The sequence below is a fragment of the Pseudoxanthomonas gei genome (assembly GCF_010119615.1).
In the GTDB taxonomy this organism is placed as follows: domain Bacteria; phylum Pseudomonadota; class Gammaproteobacteria; order Xanthomonadales; family Xanthomonadaceae; genus Pseudoxanthomonas_A; species Pseudoxanthomonas_A gei.
This window is the reverse complement of record NZ_QOVG01000001.1, coordinates 159,705-178,925: the sequence shown is the minus strand read 5'-3', so window position 1 is coordinate 178,925 and position 19,221 is coordinate 159,705. Positions and strand designations below refer to the sequence as shown.

The window sequence follows — 19,221 nt, the reverse complement described above, 5'->3', positions numbered from 1 at the left end:
TCCGTGAATAGGTCAGTTGCGGATTTCAGGACGTCTTGGGAACGACGACCTTCAACCCTTTGTAGTAGTCGTGGAAAAAATCTTCATCGCGGGTGATCAACCCGTCGCATTGCAGAAGTGCGTGCGCACCGATCAGGAAATCGGCGACGACGCGTTCGCGCTTGCCGCCGCGCGCGCGGAACCGCTTGTTCATGTGCCCTGCCCGCATCGCCGCGGCTTCCTGGGTGGGCAGGAAGCGGATGCCCAGCGATGTCAGCGTATCCATCAGGCTGACCGAGGTATCCAGCATGGCCTGCACCTCGGCTACCACCGCGTCGCATACGACCACGTCCTCGCGCGCGAGGGCATCGGCGACGCATTGTTCGGACGCTTCGGCGTGGACCGGATCGCCGACCAGGATGTCGAGCAGTACCGATGAGTCGAGCGCGATCACTCCAGCGGGTCCCCGGGGGCGCGGCCCCGGATCGCACGCAGTGCCTCATCGGTGCTGCCCAGTCCATCGACCAGCTTGAATTGGCCGCGGACCTTGCGCAGTGCCTCACTCACGTCCTTGCGCAGGATGATGCGACCCCCGTCCAGTTCGACCTTCAGGGTGGTGCCCTTGGTCAGGCCCAGCGCATCCCGGACCGCCTTGGGCAGCGTGATCTGGCCTCTTTCGGCAACGGTTGCTTCCATCGTGGCGCTCCTCGGTATGCCTGAATAATACGTACTTCATTATCCATACTCAAGCGCGCATACTGCCCAGTGCCGGTCATGCGGCCTTGGTCGCAGGGCCTGCGCGCCCACATGCGGCGATAATCAGCGACTGCCTGCCAGGACCTACGGTTTCTGGCTTCTCACCGGCGCGCTTCGCGTCTTTCCCCTGCTACAGGAGCCTCCGAATGAGTGATTCCTTCGCCACCCGTACCTCATTGCAGGTCAATGGCAAGTCCTATACCTATTTCAGCCTGCCCGCGCTGGGTCGGCACTTCGATATCGCCCGCCTGCCCTACTCCATGAAAATTTTGCTGGAGAACCTGTTGCGCCACGAAGACGGCGGCATGACGGTGGGCCGGAACCATATCGAAGCCGTGGCGCAATGGGATGCCACCCGCGAACCGGACACCGAGATCGCCTTCATGCCAGCACGCGTGGTGCTGCAGGACTTCACCGGAGTGCCATGCGTCGTGGACCTCGCGGCCATGCGCGATGCGGTCGGCAGGCTGGGCGGCAAGGCCAGCCAGATCAATCCGCTGATTCCCTCTGAACTGGTCATCGACCATTCCGTGCAGGTGGATGTGTTCGGCCGGCCCGATGCGCTGGACCTCAACGGCAAGATCGAATTCGAGCGCAACAAGGAGCGGTACAGCTTCCTGCGCTGGGGCCAGAAATCCTTCGGCAACTTCAAGGTGGTGCCGCCCAACACTGGCATCGTCCACCAGGTCAACCTGGAGAACTTGGCGCGCGTAGTGATGGAGCGTGAGGTGGACGGCGAGTTGCTTGCCTTCCCGGACACGGTGTTCGGCACCGATTCCCATACCACCATGATCAATGGGCTCGGCGTGCTGGGCTGGGGCGTGGGCGGCATCGAAGCTGAAGCCGCCATGCTGGGGCAGCCTTCTTCCATGCTCATTCCCCAGGTGGTGGGTTTCAAGTTGACCGGCCGCATGCCCGAAGGCGCCACCGCCACCGACCTGGTGCTGACCGTCACCCAGATGCTGCGCAAGTTCGGCGTGGTCGGGAAGTTCGTGGAATTCTTTGGCGAAGGCCTGCAGCATCTTCCGCTGGCCGATCGCGCCACCATCGCCAACATGGCGCCGGAGTACGGCGCCACCTGTGGCATCTTCCCCATCGATTCGGAATCATTGACCTACCTGCGACTTTCAGGCCGTCCGCCCGAGCTGATCGCATTGGTGGAGAGCTACGCCAGGGCCCAGGGCCTGTGGCATGAGCCCGGCCAACCCGAGGCAATCTATTCGGCCACCCTGCAACTGGACATGGCCGAGGTGCGTCCTTCGCTGGCGGGTCCCAAGCGTCCGCAGGACCGCGTATTGCTGGAGGAGGTGGGTGCGAATTTCGCCGAAAACCTCGGGCCTCTTATCGCGACGCGCAAGAAGGTTGGCCTGGCTGTCGACGAGTTCAAGGCGGAAGGCGGGGCGCAACCGCAGGCCGAGCAACTGGCCGCCAAGCCGGTGTCGAAGATCCGCATCCAGGACCAGGATGCCGAACTGGGCGATGGCTCGGTCGTCATCGCCGCGATCACCTCGTGCACCAATACGTCCAACCCGGCGGTGATGCTGGGGGCCGGCCTGCTGGCACGCAACGCCGTGGCCAAGGGACTCAAGTCCGCGCCGTGGGTCAAGACCTCGCTTGGGCCGGGCTCGCTGGTGGTCACCGACTACCTGCGCAAGGCCAACGTGCTGGGTGACCTGGAGAAGCTCGGCTTCTACGTCGTCGGCTATGGCTGCACCACGTGCATCGGCAACTCCGGCCCACTACCGGATGCGGTCTCCAAAGGAATCGCTGAGAACGAACTGGTTGTCGCCTCGGTACTGTCCGGCAACCGCAATTTCGAAGGCCGTGTGCATCCCGAAGTAAAGGCGAACTACCTCGCATCGCCGCCGTTGGTAGTGGCCTATGCGATCGCCGGCACCGTCAACATCGACCTGACCACGCAGCCGCTGGGCAAGGACACCCAGGGGAAGGAGGTGTTCCTGCGCGATATCTGGCCCAGCAACAAGGAAATAGGCGACACCATCGCGGCAACCGTCGGGCCGGAACTGTTCGCGCAGAATTACGCCGACGTGTTCAAGGGCGACAGCCGCTGGGCCAGGATCGAATCGCCCGATGGCGAATCCTATGCCTGGGACCAGGCTTCGACCTACATCAAGAACCCGCCGTACTTCGACGGCATGACCATGGACGTCGGCAGCATCGACGATGTGCACGGCGCTCGGGTGCTCGGCCTGTTCGGGGATTCCATCACCACCGACCACATCTCGCCTGCCGGCAACATCAAGAAGGAGTCGCCCGCGGGGCGCTTCCTGCAGGAGCGCGGCGTGCAGCCGGCCGACTTCAACAGCTACGGCTCGCGGCGCGGCAACGACGATGTGATGGTGCGCGGCACGTTCGCCAACATCCGCATCAAGAACCTGATGTTCGGTGGCGAGGAAGGTGGGAATACGCTCTATTTCAGCGCTTCCAACCCTGCGGGCGAGAAGCTCCCGATCTACGACGCGGCGATGAAATACAAGGCCGCCGGGGTGCCGCTGGTAGTGTTCGCGGGCAAGGAATACGGTACCGGCTCGTCGCGCGACTGGGCAGCCAAGGGCACCAACCTGCTGGGCGTGAAAGCAGTCGTGGCCGAAAGCTTCGAGCGCATCCATCGCGCCAACCTGGTCGGCATGGGCGTCCTGCCACTGCAGTTCAAGGAAGGCGAGAACGCCCAGACCCTGGGCCTGGACGGGTCCGAGGTATTCGACGTCACTGGCTTGCAGGATGGCGCCGGCAAGCAGGCGACCATAACCGCCACCCGCGCCAATGGCAGCATCCTTGCATTCGAGGCCAAGGTCCTGCTGCTTACGCCCAAGGAAGTGGAGTATTTCCGCAATGGCGGACTGCTGCACTACGTACTGCGGCAACTGGCGGCCAAGAAGGCGGCGTGATTCCGCACGGGGCAACGGATCAGTCCGCTGCCCCGCTACTGCAGGGCGCGCTCACGACCAGGATGGTGACGCGCCGGAAAGGATGGCCGCCGTCAGCGCCAGCGGGCGTTGTTGTCATCGAGTGGAGCGATTCGGCGCATCGCGGCATAGCGCGAACGGGTCCCTCGTTTCCATCCCTCGCTTGCTGGAGGTCCTGCGCATGCAACGACTGAAATCCGTATGGGGAATCAGTGCACTGTGGCTGCTCGCCGGCGCTTGCCTGCAGGTGCAGGCGGTGGAAATCAGTGACATGAAGGATTTCAGCGATCTTCATGGCCGCTACGCCCCGGCAGGCGACTGCAAGCGGCAACCGCGGATTGTCATCGACGCAGGCGGCATGACCTTCGAAGTCGCCACGGCGCGGACCCGGGTCACCAACCCTGAATTCGCGGCCAGTTTTTTTGGCGGTGCCAGCGACAGCTATGAAGGGATCAGCAGGGTTTTCTTTCCCTTCCGCAACAAGCAGGCAGACGGTTACCCGATCATCATGATGTTCAATGCGGACGAGAAGAAAGGCATTCTTACCGTAGCGGGACAGGATGAGGGCTGGAAAGGCGGCCCACCGTTGACCCCACTCAACAAGGCACTGGTAGCCGGATCGCCCTATTCCAGATGTAGATGAGTGCGCGTGGGGGACGCGCTGATCCTCCGTATCAATCAATGCACGGCTTCCCACTGTGCGTAATACGCGCGCCACTCTCCTTCTTCCTGGCGCCAGCCGCTGGTGATTGAATAGGTCTGCGCACTATCGGGCAGCAAGCGTCCGCTGCCACCCGCCAGGTGCGCTTTGAACTTCATCGTGGCCTGTTGGCCGTGCATTTGCACCTGCACTGGACCGGTCGTAACGATCAAGGCCGAATTGCCGTGCGCTTGCATTCGCAGCAGGTTGTGCAGTGCAGCACGATCCATGCAGTCGTTGCCGGAAAAACCGGAGGCCACTGCCTGCATGAAATCCCCTGCCCGGCGCTCCCCGACCGCGGCCTGCATCTGCGCCAGTTGAACGCGCAGGGCCGCTTCGGGCGTATCACGCTTGCAAGCCACCAGGCCCGCCAGCAACAGGAGGATGAGTGGTCGCCGCAACCGTTGAACTCCGTGCAGTCCCATCAAGTGCAATGGCTTCGCCTTTTCCATCCGGGGCGGTATGCTCGCATGGTGGAACCCCACAGTCGCCATGCGCAGCTTGCGCCCGGCGCAAACAAACCAAGGCCCTGGGGAGGGAGTTCAAGATGAGTCAGGATCGTCCGTGGTTCAAGAGTTATCCGCAAGGCGTGCCGCATGAAGTCGACATGGACGAGTACCGTTCCATCGTTTCGGTGTTCGACACAGCGGTCAGCAAGTTCAGCGATCGCCCAGCGTTCTCCAACTTCGGAAAATCCCTCACCTATAGCGATATCGAGGTGCAAAGCCGCCACTTCGCCTCTTATCTGCTGGGCGAGCTGAAACTGAAGAAGGGCGACCGTGTCGCCATCATGATGCCGAACTGCCTGCAGTATCCCATCGCCATCTTCGGCATCCTGCGTGCGGGGCTGACCGTGGTGAACGTCAATCCCATGTACACCGCGCGCGAGCTCAAGCACCAGCTGATCGACTCTGGCGCGTCGGCCCTGCTGGTCGTGGACAATTTCGGACACACGGTGCAGGAAGTGGTGGCCTCAACGCCGCTCAAGCAGGTGATCACCACCGGCCTCGGCGACCTGCTGGGTTTCCCGAAGGGTGCGCTGATCAATTTCGTACTCAAGTACGTCAAGAAACTGGTGCCCGACTACGATATCCCCGGCGCCATCCGCTTCAAGGACACGCTGACGCTGGGACGCATGCACAAGCTTCCCGAGATCGACATCGACAGCGAGGACATCGCATTCCTGCAATACACCGGCGGCACCACGGGCGTCTCCAAGGGCGCCATGCTGACCCATCGCAACATGGTGGCCAACATGCAGCAGTCAGGCGTGTGGGTGGGTAACGGCCTGGATTTTGGCAACGAAGTCATCATCACCGCGTTGCCGCTGTACCACATCTTCGCGTTGACGGCGAACGGACTGGTCTTCATGAAACTGGGCGGTCTGAATCACCTGATCAGCAATCCGCGCGACATGCCCGGTTTCGTGAAGGAGTTGCAGAAGACGCGTTTCACCGCCATCACTGGCGTGAACACCCTGTTCAACGGCCTGCTCAATACACCGGGTTTCGACCAGGTGGATTTCTCCAACCTCAAGATGACCCTCGGCGGCGGCATGGCCGTGCAACGTGCGGTTGCGGAGAAGTGGAAGAAGGTCACCGGCGTCACCCTGGTCGAAGCCTACGGCCTGACTGAAACCTCGCCGGCCGCCTGCATCAATCCCATGGACCTGAAGGACTACAACGGCGCCATCGGCCTGCCCATCCCGTCCACCGACGTCTGCCTGAAGGACGACGCCGGCGTGACGATCACCACGCTGGGAGAAGTGGGCGAGCTCTGCATCAAGGGTCCGCAGGTCATGAAGGGATACTGGCAACGCCCGGAGGAGACGGCCAACGTGATGGATGCCGAGGGCTGGTTGCATACCGGCGACATGGCCAAGATGGACGAGAAGGGCTTCTTCTATATCGTGGACCGCAAGAAGGACATGATCCTGGTGTCGGGTTTCAACGTGTATCCGAACGAGGTCGAGGACGTCATCGCGGGCATGGAAGGCGTACTCGAAGTGGCCGCGATCGGCGTGCCGGACGAGAAATCTGGCGAGGCGGTGAAGGTATTCGTCGTCAAGAAGGATCCGGCACTTACCGCCGAACAGGTCAAGGCGTATTGCCGCGAAAACCTGACCGGTTACAAGCAGCCTAAAACCGTCGAGTTCCGCGCCGACCTGCCCAAGACCAACGTGGGCAAGATACTGCGCAAGGAGTTGCGCGACCCATCGCCACCCGCCGAGGTGGCATGAATCGAAAGGCCGGCTGATAGCCGGCCTTTTTTTATCCTTCTATTTCCCGCTGAATATGACGGACGTCACACTTTTCTGGAAGGGTGACCTCGTGGAATGCCACCGTCGCGCAGCAACGGCGTGTGGACGGGCTTGCCGGTACGCGGTTCAAGTGTACGATCGGCGCGTGTGTGAACCCACTCACAATAGCCGCCGATTCCCCGATGCCGCACATCGGGGAAAACCTTGCCGAGGAAGAACCAGATGAACAACGTCGAAAAACTGCTGCGAAGCCGCCCTTACCAGACACTGCGTGTTGACTCCGAGCCCAGTGGGGACAGCCACTGGATGTACATGCATGCCGACTCCGCCCCGGGCGTCCGTCCCTGCTTCCACAGCAACATGCTCGACGACGTGCTGAGTTTCATGAATTCAATCACCCTGCGCGAATCACAGCGGCAGTCCGGAAAACTGCGCCACCTGGTGGTGGCCTCGGAAGGCTCGGCATTCAACCTGGGTGGGGACCTGGCCCTTTTCTCGCAGTTGATCCGCGAAGGCAATCGCGACCGCCTGCTGAGCTATGCGCGGCGCTGCATTGATGGCGTGTACCACCTCAACACCGGCCTGGGCGGGGACGTGCGCACCATCGCATTGATCCAGGGCGATGCGCTGGGCGGCGGACTGGAGATCGCGCTGTCATGCCACACGATCGTGGCCGAGGAAGGCGTCGACATGGGCCTGCCGGAAGTACTGTTCGGCCTCTTCCCGGGGATGGGCGCCTACTCCTTCCTGTGCAAGCGCATGTCGCCACAGCTCGCCGAGAAGATGATCCTGGAAGGCAATATCCATACCAGTGACGAGATGTACAGGATGGGCGTGGTGGACGTGCTCGTCCCGAAGGGCCAGGGCGCATCGGCCGTACAAGACCTGATCAACAAGCAGCGACGCTCATCGCATGCCTATCTTGCGATGAACGCATGCCGCAACCTGGCCCAACCCGTCGGCTACGACGAATTGATGCGCATCACAGAGGTGTGGGTGGAGACAGCACTGGCCCTGGGCGATAAATCGCTGCGCATGATGGAGCGCATCGTGAGGGCGCAGGAAAAACGCGCGGCGGTGCGGGCTGCCTGATTGCTTCGGATAATTCCGGCTATGCGGCGCGTTTGCAAGTGGCGCGCCGCCAAGTAGCGTGGGTCAATTACGGTTCCAGCAGGGCTGGAACCGTCACTGCAATCATGTGACTGCCAGCTGTTGCCACGGCCACCTCCACTACAGGCGATCGGTGCCTTTTTCAGTGGTTTCGCGAGCGCGGCCTCTCGCCTCCAGCGCAGTGCGGCCGTGGCTGAGGTTGGCATTCAGCATTGCCAGCCGATGGCGCCATTCCTTCGCGATCAGTGAATCGGCCAGCTGCATCAACTCGCCACTCGCGGCTGCAAGCTTCACCAGGCCCAGGTTGCTGGCCACGCCCTTCAGTGCGTGCGCGTGCTCGCGCATGTGCGCGCCATCGCCCGACTCCATCGCATGCGCCATCGCGCCCAGGCACCCATCGGCATCGTTGAGGCATTGGGTGATGAATTCCCGCTCGAAGCCTTCACCCATGCCGAGCGCGCTCAACTCGTCGAGAACCCCTGGATCCAGCACTTCATCCGACGCGGTCGCCGATGCGGAGACCCTGCTTGCCACGACCGGCGTGGTGACGCGTCCGTTGAGCGCGATTTCCGCCAGGATATCCAGGAGGCGTGTAGCCACGATCGGCTTGGCCATGAAAGCACGTGCGCCTGCCTGCTCGCAGCGCGATATGGCATCGGGCGTGACGTCGGCGCTGAGCACGAGCACCGGCGTGCGTGGGCCGCCGCCGGCTTCCATGACACGCAGTTGCTTCAGCAGGTCCAGACCACTCACGCCCGGCATGTGCAGGTCGACTATGACGGTGTCGTAGTCGGCTATTTCAAGCGCGTCCAGCACTTCTTCACCGCCATTGACGCAGACCACGCGATGGCCTGCCTTCTGCAGGAGCCGCTGCAGCACCATGCGGTTCGCTTCATGATCATCGGCCACCAGGATCTGCATGCTGCGAACGCGCGCGCGGTGGCGCAGGAACGGGTCGGAGAACGCGATGATGTTCTCGGCACCGTGCGGCACCTGGTCTTCGATCCAGGCCGGCGTGACTGGTGCGGCGGAGGTTACGGCCGGGTCGAAGGGCAGTTCCACCCAGAAGCTGCTGCCACGGTGCTCGGTGCTCTCGAAGCCGATGCTTCCACCCATGGCTTCGGTGAGGCCCTTGGCAATCGTTGTGCCCAGGCCGGTGCCGCCGTAATGCCGGGCCATGCTGACGTCGGCCTGTTCGAAGGCCTCGAACAGACGTGCGCGGATGCTGGCCGGTATGCCAATGCCGGTATCGCTGACGATGAAGCGCAGGTTGACCTTGTCGCCCTGCGTCGCAGCCAGCTTGATTTCGAGGCGCACGGTGCCGGCGTTGGTGAACTTGACCGCGTTGCCCGCCAGATTAAGCATGATCTGGCGAAGGTGGCGGATGTCGCCACGCAGTTTCGCCGGCACGTCGGGCGCGATGCACACCTCGTATTTCAGTTGCTTGGCGCGTGCCTGCGGCAGCAGGATCATGCCGATGCTGTCGGTGAGTTCGCGCGGCGAGAACTCGGCGACGTCGAGTTTCAGCTTGCCTGCCTCGATGGCCGAAATGTCCAGCACGTCTTCGACCAGGGCAAGCATGCTGCGGGTGGAGGCCTGGATCGTGGACAGGCATTCACGCTGCTCGCTGTCCAGCTGCGTGGTCGCCAGCAATTCCGACATGCCCGACAAGCCGTTGAGTGGCGTGCGGAACTCATGGCTCATGTTGGCCAGGAACCGGCTCTTGGCCTCGTTGGCGCGGTGCGCCTCTTCGGTCGCGTTGGTCAGCTGGCGCAGCAATCCCGAAAGGTACATCGGCACGGCAATCAGACCGAGCAGCAGGCCGATGCCCAGGGTGCGGTTCTCGACCCAGTATTGGCTCAGCACCAGCACGAAGCTGAAGCTCACGCAGGCCATGGCGACGGCAATGGTCAGATACCTGTTGCCATATCTGAGACCATTGCCGACCGTGACCCACATCAGCACGACGTAGGCCCAGGCCAGCGGCTCGCCCATGCCGATCATCGCTGCCGCCATCAGGCCGTAGTCGGCCACCATGCCAAGCGCGCGGCGCGGGCCGGACTTGCCGGGTCGTGCCAGCAGCCACAGGATGATGCCGATGCCGTTGGCCAGGCCGGACAGTACGATGGCAAGCACGACCGCATAGTCACGCTCACTGAGCAATTGCCGCGAAGACGGCAGCAATGCATAGGCCAGGATCAGCGTAATCAAGCCGATGCGGACCAGGGCCTGCCCGTGTTCGCTGTCGGGTCGATTCGACAACCTGCCGGTCACCCATGTAGCCAGCTTCTGCATGGTTATTGCATGCCAGGACGGACGTTGACGGTCGAATACTGTTCGCAGATCTCATCGAGCCTGGCGCGACCCCGACCCAGCGCATCCACGCAGGCCGGGTCGAACAGACGGCCGCGCTGTGCGTACAGGTAAGCCAGCGCTGCGTCCTTGTCCCAGGCCTTCTTGTAGGGACGCGGGGAAATCAGCGCGTCGAAGACGTCGGCGACCGCCACGATGCGGGCTTCCAGCGGAATGGCGTCACCCTTGAGTCCATCGGGGTAGCCGCTGCCGTCGTAACGCTCATGGTGGCGCAGCGCGATGATCGCGCCGGCCTGGATGAAACGGTTGTGGCTGCCGCTCAGCAGTTCGTGGCCGATGCGCGGGTGGCGGCGCATGATCTCGGTCTCTTCCTCGGTCAGCGGGCCCGGCTTCATCAGCACCGAATCGGGAATGGCGATCTTGCCCATGTCGTGCAGGGGGGCGGCCATCTCGATGGCGCGCACTTCGTCTTCGGGCAGGCCCATCTGTTCGGCGATGAGCCCGGCGACATGGGCCATGCGCTCCAGGTAGGCGCTGGTGCCGGTATCGCGGTATTCGATGGCACGGGCAAGCCGGGAAAGGGTCTCGCGTTCGCGTTCCTCCACCTCATGCATGCTGGACAGCAGGCGCTGCTCGAGCGACATGGCGCGCTGCTTGATGTTTTCGCTCTGCTGGCGAAGTTGCAGCAGGTTGCGGCAGCGGGCGCGCAGTTCGCGCGGACGCACCGGCTTCACCAGGAAATCGATGACGCCGGCCTCCAACGCTGCCTGGCGGACCGGTTCGTCGCCCACCACGGTAATCAGGATGATGGGAATGTCGCGATGCATCGGCAGGCGCCGGAAGCGCCGGGCGAACTCCAGGCCATCCATGCCCGGCATGCGGTAGTCCAGCAGCAGCAGGTCGGTGCGATTGGCTTCGCACCATGCCAGCGCAACCGTCGGATCGCCGAAGTCGTGCACCGACAGCTCCGGGGCGATGTCCTCTATTACATGCCGCAGCATCGTGCGCGCAGACGTCTGATCGTCGACGATGACGATATCCAAGGCGCTTCCTACCCCATTGGGCCACGCTGTGTGGCTATCGGGGGAGGATACTCCGCTGAAGACTCTGGTGGCATCTAGCATTGCTTGGGGACCTCCCGGCGATCCGCCTTGATTGGCGAATATACCGGCGCTGCGGAACTGGGGGACCGTCGCCCGCAGTTCAGGGGGAACGGAGGACGGCCTGGTATGTGAAAGTAACGCAGAAACCATGCCATTCACGCCGTTCCGGTACGGTTCCCGGAAGAAACGCGGCCAGCGTCACGATTCGGCGGGGCTCGCTGGCGCAGGAGAGGCCATCCCGGCGGTTGGTTGCCGCGATGATCCCGGCCTGGACAGGCAGAAGCTGCCGCCAGGCGTCACCTGCCCGCTCAGGCGTGTTAGCTCAACTGCCGCTTTCTGGCCGCATGTACGGGAACAGCAGCACGTCGCGGATCGAATCCGATCCGGTCAACAGCATGACCAGCCGGTCTATGCCGACGCCCAGGCCACCGGTCGGCGCCAGGCCCACTTCCAGGGCGCGGATGTAGTCGGCATCGAAATGCATGGCCTCGTCATCCCCGCCCTCCTTCGCTTCGACCTGGGCCAGGAAACGGGCCGCCTGGTCTTCCGGATCGTTGAGCTCGGAGAATCCGTTCGCCAGTTCCTTGCCGTTGACGAACAGCTCGAAACGGTCGGTGTAGCCGGGCTGGTCGTCCTTGGCGCGCGCCAGCGGCGAGACCTCCACCGGGTGGTCGGTAATGAAGGTCGGCTGGATCAGTGTGTGTTCGACGGTCTGTTCGAAGATCTCCAGCAGCAGCCTGCCCCAGCCGTAGCCCGGCTTGACGTGGATCTTCAGGCGCTCGCAATGGCTTGCCAGCGCATCGCGATCGGTGCAGTCGGCCAGCGAGATCTCCGGGTTGTGGTGGCGCACCGCTTCGTCCATGCGCCAGCGGCGGAACGCCGGGACCAGGTCGATATGCTCGCCATCCCAGGTCACCTGGCCAGTTGCCAGCACCTCTTGGGCCACGTCGCGGATCACGCCCTCGGTCAGGTCCATGATCTCGTTGTAGGTGGCGTAGGCCTCGTACAACTCCAGCATGGTGAATTCAGGGTTGTGGCGGGTGCTGACGCCTTCGTTGCGGAAGTTGCGGTTGATCTCGTACACGCGCTCCATGCCACCGACGACCAGGCGCTTCAGGTACAGCTCCGGCGCCACGCGCAGATACAGGTCCATGCCCAGCGCGTTGTGGTGGGTGGTGAAGGGCTTGGCCGTCGCGCCGCCGGGTATGTAATGCATCATCGGCGTCTCCACTTCCAGGAAACGCCGCGCATCCAGCCATTCGCGGATGGCGCGGATGATCCGCGAACGCTTGATGAAGACTTCGCGCGCTTCCGGGGTGACGATCAGGTCGACGTAGCGCTGGCGGTAACGCTGTTCCACGTCCGACAGGCCGTGCCACTTGTCCGGCAGCGGGCGCAATGACTTGGTCAGCAGGCGCAGTTGCGAGACCTTGACCGACAGCTCGCCCGTGCGCGTGCGGGTCAGGCTGCCTTCCACGCCGACGATGTCGCCCACGTCCCAGCCCTTGAAGGCGTCGTAGACCTCGCCCAGCGTGTTGGACTGCAGGAACAATTGCACGCGGCCCGACTCGTCCTGGATCTGCGCGAAGCTGGCCTTGCCCATCACCCGCTTGGCCATCAGGCGGCCGGCCATCTTCACCTGGCGTTGCGTGCCTTCCAGCGCCTCGGCCGACCACAGTTCGGCGTCGCCGTACTGCGCCTGCAGGTCGCCTGCGTATTCCACGCGGCGAAAGTCATTGGGGAAGGCGACGCCCTGCGCGCGCAATGCCGTGAGTTTCGCGCGGCGCTCGGCGATGAGGCTGTTCTCGTCGGGGGAAGGCGGCGCGGGGGTGATGTCGGTCATAGGGCAAGGAGTGAGGAGTGAGGAGTGAGGAGTGAGGAGTGAGGAGTGAGGAGTGAGGAGTGAGGAGTGAGGAGTGAGGAGTGAGGAGTGAGGAGTGAGGAGTGAGGAGTGAGGGGCGGGAGCTAGCACTCCTCCCTCCTCCCTCGTTCACGCATCGCTGCGTTTGGAGCCGGCTTCCAGGCCGGACTTCAGGCTGGCCTCGACGAACTCATCCAGGTCGCCGTCCAGCACCTTCTGTGTGTCGGTGCGCTCGACGCCCGTGCGCAGGTCCTTGATGCGGCTCTGGTCCAGCACGTAATTGCGGATCTGGCTGCCCCAGCCGATATCGGACTTGGTGGCTTCCAGCGCATCGCGTTCGGTATTGCGCTTCTGGATCTCCAGCTCGTACAGCTTGGCGGCCAGCATCTTCATCGCGTTGTCGCGGTTCTGGTGCTGGCTGCGGCCGGTCTGGCAGGCAACCACGGTGTTGGTCGGGATGTGGGTGATGCGCACCGCCGACTCGGTCTTGTTGACGTGCTGTCCGCCGGCGCCCGAGGAACGGTAGACGTCGGTGCGCAGGTCGGCCGGATTGATGTCGATCTGGATGTTGTCGTCGACTTCCGGCGAAACGAACACGGAGGTGAACGAGGTGTGGCGGCGATTGTCCGAATCGAACGGCGACTTGCGCACCAGCCGGTGCACCCCGATTTCAGTCTTCAGCCAGCCGTAGGCATATTCACCTTCCACCCGGAAGGTGGCCGACTTGATGCCCGCCACTTCGCCGGCGCTGACTTCCATCAGTTCGGTCTTCCAGCCGCGCGACTCGCACCAGCGCAGGTACATGCGCAGCATCATCTCGGCCCAGTCCTGGGCCTCGGTCCCGCCAGCGCCAGCCTGGATGTCGACGAAGCAGTTGGCCGGATCCAGTTCGCCCGAGAACATGCGCTGGAATTCAAGCTTCTCGACATGGGTATTGAAGCCCTCCACGTCGGCTACCACCGCAAGTGCGGTTTCCTCGTCGTTTTCGCCCTCTGCCAGTTCCAGCAGTTCGCTTGCCTCGCCAAGGCCGTCTTCCAGGCTGGCGATGCCGTTGACGTTCTTCTCCAGGCCGGCGCGCTCACGGCCCAGGGTTTGCGCGTACTCGGCGTTGTTCCAGATATCCGGGTTTTCCAGCTCCCGGTTTACTTCTTCCAGGCGCTCGCGCTTGGAATCGTAGTCAAAGATACCCCCGAAGCGAAAGCAGCCGCTGCTGGAGATCGGCGATGCGCTGGCGGACGGGATTGAGCTCGATCATGGGGCGAAACACGCTGGAAATTGGCCGCCGATTGTAGCCCAGACGGTGGTTCCCTGCGCCGCGCCGCCGCCCCTAGCCGGGCTTCAGGGCCTCGCGGTAACGGCGGCTGCAGGGGATGGTGGCGCCATCTTTCAGGTGGACGCGCGCATCGCCGCTGTCCAGCGGCTCGATGGAGGCGATGTGGTCCAGGTTGACGATATAGCTGCGCTGCACCCGCTTGAAACGCAGTGGGTCCAGCCTGGACTCCATGGCGGCGATGGTGCTGCGCAGCGGGTAGTCACGACCGCTCACGCGCAGGTTCACGTAGTTACCGGATGCCTGCATCCACTCGATGTCGTCGGTAGCGACCAGGAACTCGCGGTTGAGCTTCCTGACCAGGAAACGTTGCGGGCGTTCCACCGGCTCGACCGGCGGCCCGGCATCCGGCGCCGCCAGCAGGCTGGCTTCACCCTGCATCCTGCGCAGCAGCATCCGGTAGACGTGGATGGTCACCACCATGCCGGCAAAGGTCAGTGCGTCCTTGAGATATTCGTAGAACAGCTCCCTGGGCCAGTCGCCGAAATCGTAGCTGCTGCCCTGCGCTGCATAGGCCAGCTTGCGCAGGGCGACCATTCCCAGCACGTGCAGCAGTGACCAGGCAACGCTTGCAGCCAGGTAGGGCGCAAGCCGGCGCAGCCAGGTGTCGAAATGCAGCGGATACCGCCGGGTGAACCAGATCACGGCCGGCACCAGGGCCAGGGAAACCAGCGCGCTGCTCCATTCCCATGCCATGGGTTCCCAGGCCTGGATGGGACGCCCGTCGCGCTGGTAGTCCATGAGCGCGGTGGCGGTGTTGACCGCGGCGCTCAGGCAGAACGAAACCACCCAGTAGCCGACTTCGACACTGCGGCGCAGAGGCAGGTAGCGGTCGGCGGCTGGCTGTGGCGCAGCGGGCGCCGGGGCATTGGTCATCCGCGCATTCTAGCCAGACGCCCCGCCCTGCCACCGCATTTGGTCCCTGCATCCCGCCATTGGTCACCACCGGGCTTCATGCGGTCACTCCAGGTACCGGGCGAGCCCCTTGCTGCCCAGCATGCGCACATCGCCGACAACGGAACCGCCCATGCCACGCCGCCACGACATCGACGCCCTGCGCGTCATCGCCTTCAGCCTCCTGATCCTCTACCACGTTGCCATGGTCTACGTGGCCGACTGGGGTTACCACATCAAGAGCGGCTACCAGGCTGAATGGCTGCAGTGGCCGATGATCGTGCTCAACCGCTGGCGCATGCCCTTGCTGTTCATGATTTCAGGCATGGCGATCGGCCTGTTCCGGCCCGAGGCCGCGCCCGGCCGTTTCGCCTGGTCGCGCTGCTGGCGCCTGCTGCTGCCATTGCTGTTCGGCATGTTCGCGGTGGTGCCGGTGCAGGCCTACTGCGAAGGGGTGGCCAACGGCCTGGTGGCGCCGGGTTTCGGATCGTTCCTGCTGCGCTACTGGCAGGTCAGGCCGTGGCCTGAAGGCAGCTTCGCGGGCTGGGAACACGGCATCACCTGGAACCATCTCTGGTACCTGGCCTACCTGTGGACCTACACCATGTTGCTGCTGGCGCTGATGCCACTGCTGCGCACGCGTGCCGGCCAAATGCTGCTGGCCCTGCCCGGCCGCCTGCCTGGCGCGCTGCTGGTCCTGCTGCCCGCGGTCCTGATGGCGACCTGCCTGCTGTGGCTGGCGCCGCGCTATCCGGAGACCCATGCGCTGTTCGGCGACTGGTACGTGCATGCCGAGTCGTTCCCCTTGTTCCTGCTCGGCTATGCCGTGGCTCGCGACGCCCGATTCTGGGACCGTCTGCAGCGCTTGCGCTGGACTACGCTGGCCATCGCGCTGGCCTGCATCACGGTGGAGCTGTCGTTGCGGGCGGCGGGCAAATACCTGCCTGCCAGTCGCGTTCCGGAATTCCTGCAGGCTGTTCCATGGGGCACCGTCGAGCGCATCGCGCGCGCCACCTACGCATGGACGGCGCTGCTGGCGGTGTTTGCCTGGTCGCATGTGTGGTTGAACAGGCCGTTCCGCTGGCTGCCGTACGCCACCGAGGCGGTGTACCCGTGCTACATCCTGCACCAGAGCCTGATCGTGCCGATCGCCTTCCTGCTGATCCCGTTGCGGTTGGGACCCGTATGGGAACCGGTCCTGGTGCTGGCTGGCACATTCGCGGGTTGCCTGCTGCTGCACGAATTGCTGATCCGTCGCTCGAACCTGCTGCGACCCCTGTTCGGACTGAAACGCCGGAGCCGCACGGTGGCCTCGGCGACACCGGGCACGCGGCTCACGCCGGCTCGTGGCACTCGATGATCAGCTGGATGGCGTTACCGCCGCGGTAGTCGTCCGGCACCATGCGATAGGCCATGCGCAGGCGCGAGCCGGGTTGCTGGTCATGCCAGCCGCCAAAATGGATGGCGTTGAGCGGCTCGCGGCGTCCGTCGAGGCGCAGGCTGTACTTGAGGTGGCGCTCGCCGACCACGCGCCAGTCCAGTACCTCGAACACGCCGTCGAAAAGCGGTTCGCCATAGCCCTGGCCCCAGGGCCCGCCGTTGCGCAGGGCTTCGGCGTTCACCGCAACGAATTCGTCGGACGACAGTTCGCCGTCGCTCAGCAGCTCGGCATGCAGCATGGCCGGGTCCATCATCGCTTCGACCTGCGCGATGAAGGCCGCCTGGAAGCGGGCCAGTTCGCTTTCTTCCAGGCTCAGGCCCGCGGCCATGGCGTGGCCGCCGAACTTGCCCATCAAGCCCGGATGGGCGGCGTCGACATTGGCCAGCGCATCGCGGATGTGGAAACCGGGGATGGAGCGCGCCGAGCCGCGCAGGCTGCTGCCGCCGGGCTCGGCCGGGGCGAAGGCGATCACCGGGCGGTGCAGCTTCTCCTTCATCTTCGATGCCACCAGGCCGACCACGCCCGGATGCCACTCGGCGTCGTACAGGCACAGCGCGATGGGCGCGTCCTGCAGTCCCTGGTCGACCCTGGCCAGGGCTGCTTCGGCTTCATCGACCATCTGCTGCTGCACGCCGCGGCGTTCGGCATTGATGCCGTTCAACACCTGCGCCAGCTCGTAGGCTTGGACCGGATCATCGCTGAGCAGGCATTCGATGCCGATGGCCATGTCTTCCAGGCGACCGGCCGCATTGAGGCGCGGGCCGATGGCAAAACCTATGTCGGCGGCGGTCAGCCGCGCGGCGTCACGCCCCGAGACTTCGATCAGCGCGCGCAAGCCGGCGCAGCCCTGTCCCGCACGCAGGCGTCGCAGCCCGGCGCCCACCAGGGCGCGGTTGTTGACGTCCAGGGGAACCAGGTCGGCAATCGTGCCCACCGCCACCAGGTCGAGCAGCACGGAAAGATCGGGCCCGTTGCCTGCCACCACGCCGGCATCGCGCAGTTTCCTGCGCAGTGCCAGCAGTACATAGAACATCACCCCCACACCGGCCAGCATCTTGCTGGGGAAGGCATCGCCGCGCAGGTTGGGATTGACGATGGCATCGGCCGGCGGCAACTGCTCGCCCGGAAGATGATGGTCGGTGACCAGCACTTGCCAGCCCAATGCCTTGGCCGCCGCGATGCCGGCATGGCAGGCGATGCCGTGGTCGACGGTCACCAGCAGGTCGGGTTGCAGCGCGGCCAGTTCCTGCACCAGCGCCGCCGACAATCCGTAGCCATGGATCATGCGGTTGGGAACCGCCGGCGTCACCCGCGTGGCGCCCAGCATGCGCAGGCCGCGCACGCCCACCGCGCAGGCGGTGGCGCCATCGCAGTCGAAATCGCCGACCACCACGATGTGCTTGTCGGTGGCGATGGCCGCGGCCAGCAAATCGGTGGCTGCGGCCAGCCCGCCCAGGCTGTCCGGTGGCAGCAACTGGGCCAACTTCGGCTGCGCCTGCTCCAGGCTGGACGCGCCGCGCCCGGCATAGATGCGTCGCAACAGCGGGGAAAGACCTTCCGGCCAGGTTCCCTCCATTTCCATCTGGCGGCGACGGATCCTGGGTGCGGCGGTCATGCGTCCAGCTTCGACAGCGGTTTGCGCCAGAAACGCCAGCGCTGGTCGCGACGCAGGTGGAAGATAGCGCCGTCCTCGAAGTCCAGGCTCAGCGATTGCAGTTCGCGCTTGCGTACCGCGTCCATCAGTGGCTGGACCGCGTCGCGCGCCAGCACGGCCAGGTCACGCAGGTGGCGAAGGTCGACCAGTGCATCGACCTCTTCGGCTTCGCCGCTGCCATCGACAACGCCTGCCACCCCGGCCAGCGAGCGCAGCAAAATGTCATTGCCCTTCACCTGGCGGTAGTGCGTGCGCACGAAGTCCGGCGCCGCGCCCGCGCCCCAGAACCACAACGAGTTGACCGCCGGTTTTCCCAGCGAGATGCGCATCGCGTTCCACGGGTGGTTGTGCAGGATCACCTGGGCCTCGGTGAGCAGGGCGCGCCAGCGCCGTCCCAGGTCGCCTTCTGGCAGGTGCGCGAACAGGTCCTCACCCAGGACTTCATCGGGGCTGGCGAACGCCGGCAATTTCGATTCGCGCGGAAGTCGCAGGTACCAGCGCGCGGGATGGGGTGCGTCCAGGGTGAATCCGGCATCGCCGAACAATGGCCGCAGCGCGGGCAGCAACTGGGCAACATCTTCGGCGGTCAGGGCCAGCGCTTCGCCATGGGAGAGCATGCGGGCCCCTCCCATGTCCGGGGCCACGTGGGCCGGGTCGACACGCAGCCAGGATGATTGGGCGGCATCACCGGCATCCCGTTGCCGGGTCAGCGCGGCCACCGGCCAGTGGTCCGGGATCAACTGGAAGTGGCGGCGCAGTTGCGCCCGCTCACCGGCATCACCGGTGTCCCGGTCCGCCCGCGCCAGCGCACCGGCAAGACCGGCCGGCAACGCCTGTCCGGCAAAGCGCGAACGCAGCGGCAGCAGCAGCGTGGCCGACGCCATCAGTGCGCG

15 protein-coding genes are annotated in these 19,221 nt (G+C 64.3%); 5 read left to right on the top strand and 10 right to left on the bottom strand.

Annotation, left to right across the window (positions count from 1 at the left end):
• Positions 1-25: 25 nt before the first annotated feature.
• The gene (locus DT603_RS00735) at positions 26-433 is read right to left on the bottom strand and encodes a PIN domain-containing protein (protein WP_162347942.1); all 408 of its coding nucleotides are present in this window, start codon (positions 431-433) and stop codon (positions 26-28) included.
• Entirely contained in the window at positions 430-675 is a 246-nt protein-coding gene (locus tag DT603_RS00730; RefSeq protein WP_162347941.1) for an AbrB/MazE/SpoVT family DNA-binding domain-containing protein, read from the bottom strand. Before DT603_RS00730 ends, DT603_RS00735 begins: the two co-directional genes overlap by 4 nt.
• Positions 676-881: 206 nt before the next feature.
• Here DT603_RS00730 and acnA point away from each other — a divergent pair, with 206 nt between their 5' ends.
• Both acnA and DT603_RS00720 read left to right on the top strand, forming a co-directional pair.
• On the top strand, positions 882-3,644 hold the full coding sequence (gene acnA, locus DT603_RS00725; RefSeq protein ID WP_162347940.1) for an aconitate hydratase AcnA: 2,763 nt from the start codon (positions 882-884) through the stop codon (positions 3,642-3,644).
• Between the two features lie 82 nt (positions 3,645-3,726).
• Positions 3,727-4,305: a hypothetical protein gene (locus DT603_RS00720; RefSeq protein WP_162347939.1), complete on the top strand. Its 579-nt coding sequence runs from the start codon at positions 3,727-3,729 to the stop codon at positions 4,303-4,305.
• Positions 4,306-4,340: 35 nt separating this feature from the next.
• Here the strand turns inward: DT603_RS00720 and DT603_RS00715 are convergent, their stop codons facing one another.
• A complete protein-coding gene (locus tag DT603_RS00715) occupies positions 4,341-4,814 on the bottom strand; it encodes a nuclear transport factor 2 family protein (RefSeq protein WP_162347938.1) in 474 nt (157 codons plus the stop codon).
• A gap of 95 nt (positions 4,815-4,909) precedes the next feature.
• On the opposite strand from DT603_RS00715, the gene DT603_RS00710 reads away from it, so the two are divergent.
• A complete protein-coding gene (locus DT603_RS00710; RefSeq protein ID WP_162347937.1) occupies positions 4,910-6,601 on the top strand; it encodes a long-chain fatty acid--CoA ligase in 1,692 nt (563 codons plus the stop codon).
• A 243-nt stretch (positions 6,602-6,844) separates the two neighbouring features.
• On the top strand, positions 6,845-7,714 hold the full coding sequence (locus DT603_RS00705) for a crotonase/enoyl-CoA hydratase family protein (RefSeq protein ID WP_162347936.1): 870 nt from the start codon (positions 6,845-6,847) through the stop codon (positions 7,712-7,714).
• A gap of 138 nt (positions 7,715-7,852) precedes the next feature.
• Here the strand turns inward: DT603_RS00705 and DT603_RS00700 are convergent, their stop codons facing one another.
• From DT603_RS00700 to DT603_RS00680, 5 genes are all read right to left on the bottom strand, one after another.
• A complete protein-coding gene (locus DT603_RS00700) occupies positions 7,853-10,027 on the bottom strand; it encodes an ATP-binding protein (RefSeq protein WP_162347935.1) in 2,175 nt (724 codons plus the stop codon).
• Positions 10,028-10,029: 2 nt separating this feature from the next.
• Positions 10,030-11,169, bottom strand: coding sequence for a cyclic di-GMP phosphodiesterase response regulator RpfG (gene rpfG, locus DT603_RS00695; RefSeq protein ID WP_162347934.1), 1,140 nt, complete (start codon positions 11,167-11,169; stop codon positions 10,030-10,032).
• Positions 11,170-11,470: 301 nt separating this feature from the next.
• Entirely contained in the window at positions 11,471-12,991 is a 1,521-nt protein-coding gene (gene lysS, locus DT603_RS00690) for a lysine--tRNA ligase (RefSeq protein ID WP_162347933.1), read from the bottom strand.
• Between the two features lie 147 nt (positions 12,992-13,138).
• A protein-coding gene (prfB, locus tag DT603_RS00685; RefSeq protein ID WP_162347932.1) for a peptide chain release factor 2 occupies positions 13,139-14,264 on the bottom strand; the annotation gives its coding sequence in 2 pieces (ribosomal slippage) (positions 13,139-14,188 and positions 14,190-14,264; 1,125 coding nt in all).
• Positions 14,265-14,336: 72 nt separating this feature from the next.
• On the bottom strand, positions 14,337-15,215 hold the full coding sequence (locus DT603_RS00680; RefSeq protein ID WP_162347931.1) for a LytR/AlgR family response regulator transcription factor: 879 nt from the start codon (positions 15,213-15,215) through the stop codon (positions 14,337-14,339).
• Between the two features lie 151 nt (positions 15,216-15,366).
• Here DT603_RS00680 and DT603_RS00675 point away from each other — a divergent pair, with 151 nt between their 5' ends.
• Positions 15,367-16,593: an acyltransferase family protein gene (locus tag DT603_RS00675; RefSeq protein ID WP_162347930.1), complete on the top strand. Its 1,227-nt coding sequence runs from the start codon at positions 15,367-15,369 to the stop codon at positions 16,591-16,593.
• Here DT603_RS00675 and recJ read toward each other — a convergent pair.
• On the bottom strand, positions 16,568-18,289 hold the full coding sequence (gene recJ / locus DT603_RS00670; protein WP_162347929.1) for a single-stranded-DNA-specific exonuclease RecJ: 1,722 nt from the start codon (positions 18,287-18,289) through the stop codon (positions 16,568-16,570). The genes DT603_RS00675 and recJ overlap by 26 nt on opposite strands.
• A complete protein-coding gene (locus DT603_RS00665) occupies positions 18,286-19,212 on the bottom strand; it encodes a phosphoglycerate mutase (protein WP_162347928.1) in 927 nt (308 codons plus the stop codon). The genes recJ and DT603_RS00665 overlap by 4 nt, the downstream gene beginning before the upstream one ends.
• Positions 19,213-19,221 lie beyond the last annotated feature (9 nt).

Excerpts from the sequence above, each read along its gene's own strand:
- DT603_RS00730 (WP_162347941.1), bottom strand. The coding sequence starts at position 675 with ATGGAAGCAACCGTTGCCGAAAGAGGCCAGATCACGCTGCCCAAGGCG.
- acnA (WP_162347940.1), top strand. The coding sequence starts at position 882 with ATGAGTGATTCCTTCGCCACCCGTACCTCATTGCAGGTCAATGGCAAG.
- DT603_RS00720 (WP_162347939.1), top strand. The coding sequence starts at position 3,727 with ATGGCCGCCGTCAGCGCCAGCGGGCGTTGTTGTCATCGAGTGGAGCGA.
- DT603_RS00715 (WP_162347938.1), bottom strand. The coding sequence starts at position 4,814 with ATGGAAAAGGCGAAGCCATTGCACTTGATGGGACTGCACGGAGTTCAA.
- DT603_RS00710 (WP_162347937.1), top strand. The coding sequence starts at position 4,910 with ATGAGTCAGGATCGTCCGTGGTTCAAGAGTTATCCGCAAGGCGTGCCG.
- DT603_RS00705 (WP_162347936.1), top strand. The coding sequence starts at position 6,845 with ATGAACAACGTCGAAAAACTGCTGCGAAGCCGCCCTTACCAGACACTG.
- DT603_RS00700 (WP_162347935.1), bottom strand. The coding sequence starts at position 10,027 with ATGCAGAAGCTGGCTACATGGGTGACCGGCAGGTTGTCGAATCGACCC.
- rpfG (WP_162347934.1), bottom strand. The coding sequence starts at position 11,169 with ATGCTAGATGCCACCAGAGTCTTCAGCGGAGTATCCTCCCCCGATAGC.
- lysS (WP_162347933.1), bottom strand. The coding sequence starts at position 12,991 with ATGACCGACATCACCCCCGCGCCGCCTTCCCCCGACGAGAACAGCCTC.
- DT603_RS00680 (WP_162347931.1), bottom strand. The coding sequence starts at position 15,215 with ATGACCAATGCCCCGGCGCCCGCTGCGCCACAGCCAGCCGCCGACCGC.
- DT603_RS00675 (WP_162347930.1), top strand. The coding sequence starts at position 15,367 with ATGCCACGCCGCCACGACATCGACGCCCTGCGCGTCATCGCCTTCAGC.
- recJ (WP_162347929.1), bottom strand. The coding sequence starts at position 18,289 with ATGACCGCCGCACCCAGGATCCGTCGCCGCCAGATGGAAATGGAGGGA.
- DT603_RS00665 (WP_162347928.1), bottom strand. The coding sequence starts at position 19,212 with ATGGCGTCGGCCACGCTGCTGCTGCCGCTGCGTTCGCGCTTTGCCGGA.